14 protein-coding genes are annotated in these 13,329 nt (G+C 64.9%); 8 read left to right on the forward strand and 6 right to left on the reverse strand.

From position 1 onward, the window contains the following. Positions 1–69 precede the first annotated feature (69 nt). Genes RB623_RS11855 through RB623_RS11865 form a run of 3 tightly spaced genes read right to left on the reverse strand, consistent with a single transcriptional unit; the run spans position 70 to position 3,663 of the window. Positions 70–1,209: a glycosyltransferase gene (locus tag RB623_RS11855; protein ID WP_308057020.1), complete on the reverse strand. Its 1,140-nt coding sequence runs from the start codon at positions 1,207–1,209 to the stop codon at positions 70–72. Then, positions 1,206–2,438, reverse strand: coding sequence for a glycosyltransferase family 4 protein (locus RB623_RS11860; RefSeq protein WP_308057021.1), 1,233 nt, complete (start codon positions 2,436–2,438; stop codon positions 1,206–1,208). Before RB623_RS11860 ends, RB623_RS11855 begins: the two co-directional genes overlap by 4 nt. A 13-nt stretch (positions 2,439–2,451) precedes the next feature. Continuing rightward, positions 2,452–3,663 carry a glycosyltransferase family protein gene (locus tag RB623_RS11865; protein ID WP_308057022.1) on the reverse strand — a complete coding sequence of 404 codons (1,212 nt, stop codon included), beginning with the start codon at positions 3,661–3,663 and terminating at the stop codon, positions 2,452–2,454. A gap of 332 nt (positions 3,664–3,995) precedes the next feature. Here RB623_RS11865 and RB623_RS11870 point away from each other — a divergent pair, with 332 nt between their 5' ends. The 8 genes from RB623_RS11870 (at position 3,996) to RB623_RS11905 (ending at position 11,167) form a co-directional block, all read left to right on the forward strand. Further along, on the forward strand, positions 3,996–5,033 hold the full coding sequence (locus RB623_RS11870) for a BMP family protein (protein WP_308057023.1): 1,038 nt from the start codon (positions 3,996–3,998) through the stop codon (positions 5,031–5,033). A gap of 179 nt (positions 5,034–5,212) precedes the next feature. Continuing rightward, positions 5,213–6,724, forward strand: coding sequence for an ABC transporter ATP-binding protein (locus RB623_RS11875; RefSeq protein WP_308057159.1), 1,512 nt, complete (start codon positions 5,213–5,215; stop codon positions 6,722–6,724). Between the two features lie 168 nt (positions 6,725–6,892). Beyond that, a complete protein-coding gene (locus RB623_RS11880; RefSeq protein WP_308057024.1) occupies positions 6,893–7,942 on the forward strand; it encodes an ABC transporter permease in 1,050 nt (349 codons plus the stop codon). A gap of 9 nt (positions 7,943–7,951) precedes the next feature. Further along, positions 7,952–8,893, forward strand: a complete 942-nt coding sequence (locus tag RB623_RS11885; protein WP_308057025.1) for an ABC transporter permease — start codon at positions 7,952–7,954, stop codon at positions 8,891–8,893. Continuing rightward, a complete protein-coding gene (locus tag RB623_RS11890; protein ID WP_308057026.1) occupies positions 8,890–10,182 on the forward strand; it encodes an amidohydrolase family protein in 1,293 nt (430 codons plus the stop codon). The genes RB623_RS11885 and RB623_RS11890 overlap by 4 nt, the downstream gene beginning before the upstream one ends. Positions 10,183–10,208: 26 nt before the next feature. Beyond that, positions 10,209–10,439, forward strand: coding sequence for a DUF4160 domain-containing protein (locus tag RB623_RS11895; RefSeq protein ID WP_308057027.1), 231 nt, complete (start codon positions 10,209–10,211; stop codon positions 10,437–10,439). Beyond that, positions 10,432–10,833: a DUF2442 domain-containing protein gene (locus tag RB623_RS11900; protein ID WP_308057028.1), complete on the forward strand. Its 402-nt coding sequence runs from the start codon at positions 10,432–10,434 to the stop codon at positions 10,831–10,833. The genes RB623_RS11895 and RB623_RS11900 overlap by 8 nt, the downstream gene beginning before the upstream one ends. A gap of 76 nt (positions 10,834–10,909) precedes the next feature. Continuing rightward, positions 10,910–11,167 carry a hypothetical protein gene (locus tag RB623_RS11905; RefSeq protein WP_308057029.1) on the forward strand — a complete coding sequence of 86 codons (258 nt, stop codon included), beginning with the start codon at positions 10,910–10,912 and terminating at the stop codon, positions 11,165–11,167. 41 nt (positions 11,168–11,208) lie between these two features. Here RB623_RS11905 and RB623_RS11910 read toward each other — a convergent pair whose 3' ends face one another. The 3 genes from RB623_RS11910 to RB623_RS11920 form a co-directional block, all read right to left on the reverse strand. Further along, a complete protein-coding gene (locus tag RB623_RS11910) occupies positions 11,209–11,700 on the reverse strand; it encodes a CAP domain-containing protein (protein ID WP_374121666.1) in 492 nt (163 codons plus the stop codon). A gap of 10 nt (positions 11,701–11,710) precedes the next feature. Then, on the reverse strand, positions 11,711–12,340 hold the full coding sequence (locus RB623_RS11915) for a CDGSH iron-sulfur domain-containing protein (protein WP_308057030.1): 630 nt from the start codon (positions 12,338–12,340) through the stop codon (positions 11,711–11,713). A gap of 72 nt (positions 12,341–12,412) precedes the next feature. Then, positions 12,413–13,291, reverse strand: a complete 879-nt coding sequence (locus tag RB623_RS11920; protein ID WP_308057031.1) for a choline kinase family protein — start codon at positions 13,289–13,291, stop codon at positions 12,413–12,415. Positions 13,292–13,329 lie beyond the last annotated feature (38 nt).

A 13,329-nucleotide genomic window follows, 5' to 3' on the forward strand; every position in this document is an offset into this window, starting at 1 on the left:
GCGTACCAAGTCAAGGCTGGTAGGCAAGATTACTACCGAGTTTAAAGGGCTGTCCAGTGCATTGGTTGCTTAAAGCAGCGTCCGCAGCAACCTCGCCGCGCCGTGCGCGCCGTCGAGGTCAAGCGCTGCCGCCGGCGGTTTCGGCCGCGCCAGCGCATCGGCGATCGCCTCGGCGAGTTGTCGGCCGGTCAGGCCCTGCTCCGGCAAGGCTGTCGCCAGCCCGAGCCTTTCCAGACGTTCGGCGCGTGCCGTCTGCTCGGTTTCGCCGCCCGTGCTGAACGGCACCAGCAGCGAGCGACAGCCGGCCCTAAGCACGTCGCAGACGGTGTTGTAGCCTGCCTGCGAAACCGAAAGCTCCGCGCCGGCAAGCAGGCTGGGAAAATCCTCGCGGAAGCGAAACAGTTTTAGGCCCGGCGTCGCTTCTGCTGCGGCCGCATCATAGGCAAGCTGCGGAAGGTTCGGTCCAGTAATCAGCGCCCAATCGCGGACGTCCGGCAGCAGTTTTGCCGCCTCGACCGCCGCGTTGACCAGATCGGCCCCGGCGGCGCCGCCGCCAGCCGAAATCAGTACCTGAAATGTTTCCTTCGGCAGGGCCGGCGGCGGCGCGGCCACCAGGCCGGTATAGCCGATCGGTGGCTTGATCGTGCTTGCCAAAGGAAACGTCTCTTCCAGCCGCGAAAATTTCGGGTCGCCGTGAACCATCACCAGGTCGAAATGCCGGTTCAGCAGTTCGACCGTCTCCTCGTTGCGGCCGGGTTTTACCCGTTCCTGCAAAAGGTCGCGGATCGACGTCACGAGTTTTGGACGGGGGGTCATCCCCGCGATGGCGTCAAGCAGCGGCAGGAGTTCGAACCGCACCTGCCTGCGCCCGAACGGAAAGGCCTCGATGATGACGATGTCCGGCCGCCGCTCATGCAGCGTCCGGATCAGCAGGTCGCGGCGATGTTCCTTGAAAGCGTCATCGACAGGATGCCCACCGGCATCGATCAGGCCGGAAAACGCCTCCGAGGCTGAGGTCACCGCCGGCAATGTGACGTGGTCGAGTTGCGCAGGCGGAAAACCGCGCACCGGCAAGCCGCCGGTGACCATAGTCACGTCGAAACCGTCGTTTTGCAGGGCCGCGGAAAGCCTGCTGGCACGCGCGAGGTGGCCTATGCCCAGCAAGTGCTGGACATAAAACAATATTCTGGGCTTCACGCGATTTTTCATCGCCACGATTCCTCGAACAGGGCGACGAGTTGGCCGATCGAGGAATGGTGGTCGAAATGTGCCCTAACCCTTTGTTCCGCCGCGTTTCCTAGCCTTCTGCGCAGCTCCGGATCGCAGATGGCGCGCTCCAGAGCCCCTGCGAGCGCCTGCGGATCCTCGGGCGCAACCAGGAGGCCGTTCTCGCCGTCGGTAATCAGTTCCGGAACGCCCGAGATCGTTGTCGAAATGCAGGGCAGGCGCTGGCTGGAGGCCTCCACCAGCACGTTGGGCAGCCCATCTCGATCGCCGTCGCCGGCGATCCGGCAGGCGAGCGCGAACAGGTCGGCGCTGCGATAGTGCCTTAGCACCTCCTCCTGCGCCAGCGCACCCCTCCAGTCGATGCGATCCGACAGCCCGAGCTTTCCCGCCAAAACCTTGAGTTCTGGAAGCTTTTCGCCGCCACCGATATGCTCGAACCGCCATTCGAGATTGTCGGGCAGCAGCGCTAGTGCCTCGAGAAGCGTGTCGTAACCCTTCTTCTCGACGGCCCGCCCGACGCTGACGATTCTCACCGGTCTTGCCGGATCCGAGCCGTCGGCATCCGAATGGTCGCCGGCAAACGGCCCGAACCGGTCGAGATCGAGCCCGTGATAACTCAGATGCACGTGTTCCGGCTCGGCGGCCAGTGATTGCAGGTGTTCGAAACCGGAATGCGTGCAGGTGACGACCCATTGCGCACAGGCGAGCTTTTGCTGAAGCTCCCAGTCCGGAGAAGTCCAGATGTCCTTGGCGTGGGCTGAGCAGGTCCAGGCTATTCCTTTGATTTTGCTTGCATATGCGGCGACGGAGGCGGGCGTGTGGATGAAGTGGGCGTGCAGCCATTCCGCGCCCTTCGGCCATTCTGCCGCCAGAACCAGCGCCTGACCGAAGCGACGGAATCGGTTGCGGCTGAAGTCGCGCGTCAGGTCCGACGTGAAGCGTCCGAGCGTGCCCCAGAAATTTGGCCGCAACAATCCGCGGAGAAACCCCTTGGCCACGCGCAACGGTTCTTCGTGAAGATATTCAGGCAGATAGACGACCGGCGCCTTGATCTCGTCATGCACGGGATGGCGCTTCTTGTCGGTCGGCCGGCGCATGGAAACCAGCACGAGGTCGAGGCCGGCGCGCTCCAGCCCGCGCAGTTCCTGGGCGATGAAGGTTTCCGACAGCCGGGGATAGCCCTTGAGCAGGACGACGGTTTTTCGACGCATGGGTGGTTTGACGTCAGCCTTCGACCACGGAGAGGTGCGACGGAGGCTGCTCCCCCAGCAGGTTCTGCACGATGCCGGAAATGTTGGCGAGGCCTTCCAACCTGAGATCGGGGCGCGACCTCGACGGAGGCGGGCGGTTCGGCAGCGCTTTCAGCGCCGCCGCGAAGCGCGTGGCATCCGCGGCTTCCTCCGGCATCAGCATGTCGATCAGCCCGAGTTGGGAGGCGCGCCGGGCGCGGATAAGCTGTTCCTCGCGGGGCAGCGTGCGGGGCACGATCAGCGCCGGCTTGTCGAAGGACAGGATCTCGCAATAGGTGTTGTAGCCGCCCATGGCGACCACCCCCTTGGCGCCGGCGATCAACTCTTCCATGCGGTTGTCGAATTCCCGGATCTCGATGAACGGAATGTCGGCGCTCTTGGCGACCAGCCTCTGGCGTTTCTTCACCGGCATGTAGGGCCCGAGCACGATAAGTGCCTTGTGGGTCAGGCCCGGGTCCTGCTGGTAGGCGTGGATGACGTCGTGGATGAGTTCGGCGCCGTCGCCGCCGCCGCCGGTGGTGACGAGGATGTAGTCGCCCTCCGGCCGGTGGCCAGGCGCTTCCACCTCGTGCGACAGGCTGCGCTGCAGGAAGCCGACAAAGTCCATCTTGGCGCGCACCGCCGGTGGAACGTCGAGGCCGGTCAACGGATCGTAAAAATCCGGTGGGCCGTAGACCCAGATCGTGTCGTAGAACAGGCCTATCTTGCGCATCGTGTCGCGCCGCGTCCACTCGGCGTCGAGCAGATGCGGCGCGTCCAGAACCTCGCGCAGGCCCAGCACCAGCGTCGTGCCGCGCGTCTTAAGGTAGGCCAGCGTGTCCTCGACCTCGCCGCGCAGGCCCATCGGCTCCTTGTCGACGATAAAGATGTCCGGCTGGAACGTCTCGGCCGTGGAGCGGATGATCGAGCGGCGCATCTCCAGCGTCTCGTGCAGGTCGATATGCCGCTCCAGCGAGGTGTATTCGCCATTGCGCAGCTTGATGACGCTGGGGATCTTCACGAAATCGACGCGGGCGCGGTATTCGAAGGCGCCGGCGATCTGCGCGCCGGAGATGATCAGCACGTTCAGCCCGCGAAAATCCTCGACGAGCGAATGCGCGATCGTCCGGCACCGCCTGAGATGGCCGAGGCCAAACGTGTCGTGGCTGTACATGAGAATGCGAGCATGCTCGAAGCGCCGCATCATGCCGGTTTCACCTTCGGTTTGTCTTTGCGGCGTTCCGCTTCCAACGCCTCGTTACCCTATACGCAGGAGGCGGGATGGTCCATGCCTTCATCGATCGAAAACCGGAACGGCGACAGCGCCGGAGCAGCGCAGATGAAACCGTGACCGCGCTGCGATAGCGTCCCGCGGCAATTTGCGCCGCCGGAGAATGCGGAATTTGCAGCCTCGCGCAAATCCGGTGGGAAGCGTCCCGGCCTTGGATTGCCGGTTTCCGGAAAATCGCATAGCGTTTACCAAACGATAAAAAACGGGATCAGCCAGCAACCCGAAACCTGCCAACCAGAGGTGGTAGAATGCCCAGCACAGATCGTTCCCGGACCTCGTCCGGGCTCTCCCGTCGCACGATGTTGAAGGCCGCCGGGGCGGGCGCGGCGCTGTCGGTCGTGGCCGGCCTGCCGACCCGGCTTTTCGCCCAGGAGAAGCTCAAGGTCGCGGCGATCTACACCGTGCCTTTCGAGCAGCAATGGGTGAGCCGGCTGCACAAGGCGGCGAATGCCGCCAAGGAGCGGGGCGACATCGAATACGTCGCCACCGAGAACGTCGCCAATACCGACTACGAACGCGTCATGCGCGAATATGCCGAGGCCGGCAACAAGCTGATCCTCGGCGAGGTGTTCGGCGTCGAGGAGGCCGCCCGCACCGTGGCCAAGGATTATCCGGACGTCGCCTTCCTGATGGGATCGAGCTTCAAGCCGGACGAGGCCGTGCCGAATTTTTCCGTCTTCGACAACTATATCCAGGATGCATCTTATCTCAGCGGCATCGTCGCCGGCGCGATGAGCAAGTCGAAGAACATCGGCATGGTCGGCGGCTACCCGATCCCGGAGGTCAACCGGCTGATGCACGCCTTCATGGCCGGTGTGAAGGAAGTGGCGCCGGACACGAAGTTCCAGGTGGCCTTCATCGGCTCCTGGTTCGATCCGCCAAAAGCCAAGGAAACCGCCTTCGCGCAGATCGACGGCGGCGCCGACCTGCTTTACGCCGAGCGTTTCGGCGTGTCCGACGCAGCCAAGGAGCGCAAGGTTCTGGCCATCGGCAACGTCATCGACACGCAGGCCGACTATCCGGAAACCGTTGTCGCCTCGGCGCTCTGGCATTTCGAACCGACGCTTGACAAGGCGATCGCGGCGGTGAAGGCGGGCAGCTTCAAGGCGGAGGATTACGGCGTCTATTCCTTCATGAAGGAAGGCGGCTGCTCGCTCGCCCCGCTCGGAACGTTCGAGAGCAAGGTTCCGGAGGAGGCAAAGAAGTTGGTCGCCGAGAAGGAGAAGGCGATCAAGGACGGCTCGTTCACCGTCGAGATCAACGACAGCGAGCCGAAGTCGAGCTAGCGCCCTTTTCCCTCCCCCTTGAGAGGAGGGTGGCGGCGAAGCCGCCGGGTGGGGTCGGTACGGCCGCGCCCGGCGTCTCTTTCTGACCGATATCATAAGGACGCCGAGCACTGCCGCAGCAACCCCTCCCGACGGCTTCGCCGCCACCCTCCCCTCAAGGGGAAGGGGAAGGCCGCGAAATAGTCCTCCGCCTGCAAAACATCACAAAACGTTTCGGCGCGCTGACCGCCAACGATTCCATCTCCTTTGACCTTGCAAAGGGTGAGATCATCGCGCTGCTGGGCGAGAATGGCGCCGGCAAGACGACGCTGATGAACATCCTCTTCGGCCACTATGTCGCCGACGAGGGCACGGTGGAGGCGTTCGGCAAGCGGCTGCCGCCCGGCGATCCCGGTGCGGCGCTGAAGGCCGGCATCGGCATGGTGCACCAGCATTTCACGCTGGCCGACAACATGACCGTACTGGAGAACATCGCGCTTGGCACACAATCGCTGTGGCGGCCGCGCCTCGACCGCGCCGAGGCGCGGGAGCGCCTCGTCCGGCTGGCCGACGATTTCGGCCTGACCATACAGCCTGATGCCTTTGTTTCGGCGCTGACCGTCGGCGAGCGCCAGCGCGTCGAGATTTTGAAAGCGCTCTACCGCCAGGCGCGGGTGTTGATCCTCGACGAGCCGACCGCCGTGCTGACGCCGGCCGAAGCCGAAGCGCTGTTCAGGACGCTGAAACTGCTGGTCGGGCAGGGGCTTTCCATCATCTTCATCTCGCACAAGCTCAACGAGGTGATGGCCGTCAGCGACCGCGTGATCGTCTTGCGCGGTGGAAAGATCGCCGGCGAGCGGCGCACTGCCGAGACGACGCGCGCCGACCTTGCCGCCCTGATGGTCGGCCAGGAGCCCACGCTGCCGCCGATCGTCGAAGTGCCGTTCGGTGGGCGCGTGCTGGTGCTGGAGGAGGTTTCGACCGGCGGAAAAAGCTCCGGCGCGCCGCTCGACCGGGCGTCGCTGACGCTGAAGGACGGCGAGATTCTTGGGTTGGCGGGCGTTTCCGGCAACGGCCAGGCAGCACTCGCCGCGCTGCTTTCGGGCAGCGAACCGGCGACGGCGGGCGCCATCACGCTTGCTGGCGAACAGCGCGCGCCATGGTCGACGCTGGAGGCGCTCGACCTCGGCATCGGCCGCATTCCGGAGGACCGCCATGCGGTCGGCACGATCGGCGACATGACGGTGGCGGAAAACCTCATCCTCGAAAGCTACCGCTCTGCGCGCTTTTGCAGCCGCGGTTTCCTCGACTGGGATGCTGCGCGCAAATTCGCGGAGGAAATCATTGCTGAGTACGATGTCAAATGCCCATCGCCGGACGCCCGCATCCGGCTGCTTTCGGGGGGCAACATGCAGAAACTGATCCTTGGCCGCGCGCTCGACCCGGAGCCGCGCATCATCGTCGCCAACCAGCCGACGCGCGGTCTCGACGTCGGCGCGGTGGCCTATGTGCACGGAAGACTGATCGAGGCGCGCGACCGGGGCGCGGCCGTGCTGCTGATCTCGGAGGATCTGGAGGAGATCATGGCGCTGTCGGATCGCATCGCGGTGATCTCGAAGGGCCGCATTTCGTCGGTCACCAAGCGCGGCCAGCGCTCGATGCAGCAACTCGGCGAGTTGATGGCAGGGCACGGGCTGGAGGCGGCGGCGTGATGACGTGCGCGACATTTTCTCCCCCCTTGAGGGGGAGATGTCGCCGAAGGCGACAGAGGGGGTATCCTCAGAAGGCACCGCCAATAGGTCGCGCACTGCCGCGGCGACCCCACCAGGCCGCTTCGCGGCCACCCTCCCCTCGAAGGGGAGGGAAGGCCGGAGCCTGCCATGCGCCTTGAGCCGAAACCCGCGCAGTCGCTGGCGGCCACGCTGCTCTATCCCGTCGGCGCGATCGTCGTCACGCTGGGGTTCGCGGCGCTGCTGGTGCTGGCGGCGGGCGCCGACCCGCTGTCGGTCTTCACGCTGGTGGCGCGCGGCGCGGCGGGCTCGCAATTCGCACTGCTGGAGACGTTGACCCGCGCCACGCCGCTGATCTTCACTGGACTGGCCGTCGCCGTCGCCTTCCGCGCGAAACTCTGGAACATCGGCGCCGAGGCTCAGCTTTATATCGGCGGCGTGGCCACCGTCGTGCTCGGCACCGGCCTGCTGCCCTGGCCCTCCTGGCTGCTGCTTCCGATCATCGCCGTCGCGGCCATGCTGGCCGGCGCGCTGCTGCTGCTCGGCCCGGCGCTGCTGAAGACAAGGCTCGGCGTCGACGAGGTGGTCACCACGCTGCTGCTCAACTTCATCGTGTTGCTTTTCGTCTCGATGCTGCTCGAAGGCGTGCTGAAGGACCCGACCGGCCTCGGCTGGCCGCAATCGCGGAAAGTGATCGAGGCGGCGCAACTGCCGCGCATTATCCAGGGCAAACGCCTGCACTACGGTTTTGTGCTGGCGATCGTCTCGGCGGTCGCCGTCTGGATCATCATGAAGAAGACCGCGCTTGGCTACGAGATGCGCGCCGTCGGCCACAATCCCGAGGCGGCACGCTTCGCCGGCATCCCGGTCAACCGTGTGCTGATGAAGACGGCGCTGCTGTCCGGCGGGCTTGCGGCGCTCGCCGGATTTTCGGAAGTCGCCGGGCTGAAGGGCAACCTGACGCTCGATCTGTCGCCGGGCTACGGCTATTCCGGCATCGTGGTGGCGATGCTCGCCATGCTCAACCCGCTCGGCGTGGTCGCCGCCGCGATCTTCGTTGCCGGTATCTTCGTCGGCGCCGACGCCATGAGCCGCTCGGCCGGCGTGCCGAGCTACATCGCCGACGTCATGGTGGCCACCGCGCTGCTCACCATGGTGGTGGCGATCCTCTTGTCGCGGTTCCGGGTGCGGTGGAGGTAACATCGACCGATGCAAGCCCTCGACATCCTGCTCACCGCGTCCTTCTGGGTCGCCGCCATCCGCATCGCCTCGCCGCTGATCTTCGCCACCATGGGCGAGTTGATCTGCGAGCGCGCCGGCGTGCTGAACCTCGGCATCGAAGGCGTCATGACGGTCGGCGCCTTTGCCGGCTGGTTCACCGTCTATTCCGGCGGCGACCTTTGGACCGGCGTCGCCGTAGCGGCGGTATCGGGCGCGCTGTTCGGCCTGTTGCACGCGCTGCTCACCGTGCCGCTCGGCCTGTCGCAGCATGTGGTCGGCATCGGCATCACCCTGCTCGCCACTAGCCTGACCTATTTCACCTACCGGCTGGTGCTGCCGGAAGTGACCTCGCCACCGAAGATCGAACCTTTTGCGCCGCTGCCGATCCCCGGCCTGTCGCAGATCCCGATCCTCGGCGAAGCGCTGTTCTCGCAGACGCCGCTGACCTATCTCGCTTTCGCCAGCGTGGCGGTCGTCGCCTGGGTGCTCTACCGCACACCGCTGGGGCTGGCCATGCGGGCCGCGGGCGAGAACCCGTCGGCGGTCGAGGCGCAGGGCATTTCCGTCAGCGGCATCCGCATCGGCGCCGTCATGGCCGGCAGTGCGCTGATGGCGGTGGGTGGCGCGTTCCTGACCATGTCGGCCTTCAACTCGTTCTTCTTCGAGATGATCAACGGCCGTGGCTGGATCTGCATCGCGCTGGTCGTCTTTGGCTCGTGGCGGCCGGGCAAGGCGTTGATCGGCGCCATCCTGTTCGCCGCCTTCGACGCCTACCAGGTGCGGCTGCAGCAGCTCACCGGCGGCGTCGTGCCCTATCAGATCTTTTTGATGATGCCCTATGTGCTGTCCATCCTGGCGCTCGTCCTCGTTGCGCGCCGGGCAACCTATCCAAGGGCGCTGATGATCCCGTACCAGAAAGGCGAAAGATGACATTTGACCTGATCGTCAGGGGCGGCACGCTCGCCGATGGCCGCGTCGCCGATATCGGCATTTTGGGCGAGACGATAACCGCCATCGAGCCGCGTATCGAGGCAGAGGCGGGACGGATGATCGACGCCACCGGAAACCTCGTCTCGCAGCCCTTCGTCGATCCGCATTTCCATATGGATGCGACGCTGTCCTACGGCATTCCGCGCATCAACGCGTCGGGCACGCTGCTCGAAGGCATCGCGCTGTGGGGCGAACTGAAGCCGCTGCTGACGCATGAGGCGGTGAAGGAGAGGGCGCTCGCCTATTGCGACTGGGCGGTGTCGATGGGCCTGCTCGCCATTCGCACGCATGTCGACACCTGCGACGACCGGCTGCTGGCCGTCGAGGCGCTGCTCGACGTGAAGAAGACTGTCGCGCCCTATCTCGACCTGCAGCTCGTCGCCTTTCCGCAGGACGGGTTTTATCGCGACCCGACAGCCCGCGAAAACACTTTGCGCGCACTGGACATGGGCGTCGACGTGGTCGGCGGCATTCCGCATTTCGAGCGCACCATGGACGACGGCCGCCGCTCGGTCACCGAGCTTTGCGAAATCGCCGAAAAGCGCGGGCTGATGGTCGACATCCATTGCGACGAGACCGACGACCCGATGTCGCGCCATATCGAGCAGCTTGCCTATGATACGCAGCGGCTCGGCCTTGGAGGCAGGGTGGCCGGCTCGCATCTTACGTCGATGCATTCCATGGACAATTATTACGTCTCGAAACTGCTGCCGCTGATCGCCGAGGCAAAGGTTTCGGCGATCCCCAACCCGCTGATCAACATCGTCATCCAGGGCCGCCACGACACCTATCCGAAACGCCGCGGCATGACCCGCGTGCCGGAAATGCTGAAGCACGGCATCCGCGTCGGCTGGGGCCAGGATTGCGTGCTCGACCCGTGGTATCCACTGGGCACCGCCGACATGCTGGACGTGGCCTTCATGGGTCTGCACGTGGCGCAACTCACCAGCCCCGCCGATATGGCGCATTGTTTTGACATGGTGACCAAGGTCAACGCCGAAATCCTCGGGCTCGACCATCTTGGGCTGGAGGTCGGCAAGCGCGCCAGCCTTGTCGTACTCGATGCCGGCAACCGTGTCGAAGCGTTGCGCTTGCGCGCCGAGCGGCTGTGCGTGATCTCTCGCGGCAAGGTGGTGGCGGAGCGCGAGAAGCGGGCGACGAATCTCCACATCGCCGGCAGGCCGGCGACACTCAACCGTCGGCACGAGGTCGCGCAGCCGTTAGGTTGAAAAACCCATCGCGTTGGGATATCTAGATGATAACGGTTCTCCGCGGAGGCAGCCTGCGCGTCGTGATCTACAAGAACGACCACGGGCCGCCGCATGTTCACGTGTTTGGGGATGGTGAGTGCAAGATCGCCTTGTCGCCTGCCGTTAGATTGGACGGGCAAGAAGGGGCTACGAAGGTCGAAGCACGACGAGCCATGACCTTGGTGTTTGAAAATCGAGACCTGTTGCTCCGACGCTGGAACGAAATCCATGGTTGATCTGTCCGACAGCGACTTTGAGGCGGCGACGAAACGAGGGATACGTCCCAAAGGAGAGCCGCGCGCGGTTGCTGCATATTTTGATGCAACGTCACGCCGGATCGTTGTAGAACTGGACGGTGGAACGTCATTCTCCTTCCCGGCGGATATTGTCCAGGATCTGGAGAACGCATCCGACGACGACCTCGCCAACATCGAACTGCTCGGCGGCGGTTTCGGTCTTCATTGGGAAAAGCTCGATGTCGACTTTACCGTTGCTGGCCTCGCCGCCGGCATTTTTGGCACAGCCAAATATATGGCCCAACAGGCCGGCCGCGCCAGGTCGGATGCCAAGGCCGCCGCTGCCCGCGCCAACGGAGCCAGTGGCGGGCGTCCGCGCAAGTCGGCCGGCTGAGCAGCCGTCCCTCGTCTTGGACATTCCCGCAAACAGCGATAAACTAGATCTCAATAGTCAAGTTTTGGAGCGGGCGATGCGTCTGGTGGGATTTGTGGCGCTGGCGGGTCTTCTCTCCCTGCTCTCAGGCTGCATGACGGCGGAGCAGCAGCGGGCGGCCGACGAGGACAAATGCCGCGGCTACGGGTTCCGGGCGCGCACCGACGCCTTCGCCGAATGCCTGCAGCGCATCGATCTCGCCCGCAGTGCGCGGCGATACGACGACGATTTCGACCGCTGGGATCGGCCGATCGTCGTCTACCGCTACATGGGTGCGCCGGCTGTGGTCGATTGATTTCCCGGTATTGAGCGTACCCAGACGATTGTCGACGGGCCTCAGCCCGCCAGCACCAGCGCCCAGTAGCGGCGGCGCGGATTGTCGGCTTCCCGCACATAGGCCAGCCCGAAGCGCGAGAAGGCGGGGTCGAGCATGTTGCGGCGGTGGCCGGAAGAACCCATCCAGCGCGAAAACACTTCCGGCGGGTCCATGTCGCCGAAGGCGACGTTTTCGGCCGCCGCACCCCGTACGCCGTCGGCTCGCATGCGCGAGACGAAATCCTTGCCCCAGCCGGTGGTGTGCGCCATGCGGCCGCTGCGCGCCATGTAGCCGGCCTGGTGCAGCGCCGCCTGTTCCAGTGTCGGATCGGCTGTGAGCGGCGGCAGGCCGTTCGACGAACGGATCTGGGCGAGATAGCTTTGCCCGGCCGCCGAGGCGCCGGCGCTTTCGCCGACCTCCAGCATTGTGCTGCGGCAACCCAAGGCGGGAAGGACAAGCGTTGCCGCGCCTGCTCGCAAAAACCAGCGGCGATCGATCGAAATGTGCTTCATGCGGCGGGCGTTATCCGACGAATCCCGCGGCTTTATGGCTGCCGTCGCAGAACGGCTTGTTCTGCGAATGGCCGCACCGGCACAGGAAGGCGCGGGTGACGCGGTCGATCGTGCGCCCGGTGCCGGAGACGATCTCCAGATTGCCGTCGAGGCGCAGCGGCCCGTTCGGCTGCGGCGTGGCCTTTACCGGCCCGTTGCGCACCGCAAGCGGCTGCGATTCCTTGACGGCCGGTTCGCCGGTGGCAGCGAAACCCGTCTTGGTGTGGCTACCGTCGCAGAACGGTTTTCTGGCGGAGGCGCCGCAGCGGCAGAGCGTCGCCCGCAGTACGGTCTCGCCATCGATCACCAGCTCGGCGTTAATCGCCAGCGGTCCGTTTTCGCGGATGCGGACAAGGTTGACGACCGGCGGCGCCTCGGGCGGCCCGCCATCCTTGCGGCGGTAAGTGATCGCGCCGGACGGGCAGTTTTCCGCGACCCGGACGATGGCCTCGGAAGATGCTGCTTCGGGATGGATCCACTCGCCGGGCGCGTTCGGCACGAAGACTTCCGGGTGGCCGAGCACGCAATTGCGCGAATGGATGCATTTCTTGCCGTCGAACCCGACGTCGATCGTCTTGCCTTCCACGAAATGCGTGGCCATGGGTGCGCTCCTCAGCTTGATGAGAAGCAGACTATCACGGTGCGCCGGATGGTTCAGCGCAATTCGGCGCGACTATCCGAACGTCGAACGATAACGCCCCAGCGCGGCATCCAGCCTTTCGAGATTCTCGGCGGTGTAGGCGACATAGTCGACGCCCGGCGCCTTCATGTACAACTCCGAAACCATGGCCCACATCGCCTCGCGCAGCAGCGAGGCGCATTGCATGGCGGCATGCGCCCGGCGAAGGGCCGCGTCCGGTTCCGTGCCGAAATAGAGGGAAAGCAGCGCGTCGGCCTCTGGCTCGCTCATGCCGGCATTTGATGCCGTTCCGGCCAGGTCGAACATCGCCGTATTGAAGCCGGCGTATTCGAAGTCAATCAGCCAGAGTTTTTCGCCGTCGTCGAGGAAATTGGCCGGCAACAGGTCGTTGTGGCCGAAGACGATCGGCAGCGGTTTTTGCGCGGCTTCCAACTCGTCGGCGAGCGCCAGATAGCCCGGAAGCTCCGCCCGCATCCGGCTGCCGCCGGTTTCGAGCGTGCGCGCATAGTCGCGCAGCACATGGAAAACCCAGAACATGAAGCCGGCTCCGGACACATGGCGCGGCATCTCTTCGTGGAACCGCCGGATCAGCGCGGCGATGCGCGGCGCGTTGGCGCGCACGTCCTCGCCCGCAAAAGTCCTGGCGCCGAGAAACTCGGTCACCATGATGCCGGGTTCGGCATAACGCACCTCAGGCCCGAAGCCGGCGGCATGGGCGGCGCGCGCCGCCATGATCTCGCGCTCGCGAAAAACATGGTGGAAAGGAAAGTCTCGGCCGATGCGCGCGACGTGCCTGCCGCCGGCTTCGGTGATAAGGAAACTCTCGTTGCTGAGGCCGCCCTTCAGCGGTTCGATCGTCAAGGGTCCCTTCCAGAGGGGGAGCGCCCGGATACGGTCTTCTGCGGCCTGCATGCCGGTCCTTTGCTGTCGGAAGGCGTCGAGTTTCTTGT

The organism is Mesorhizobium sp. LHD-90 (assembly GCF_030929505.1).
Classification (GTDB): domain Bacteria; phylum Pseudomonadota; class Alphaproteobacteria; order Rhizobiales; family Rhizobiaceae; genus Kumtagia.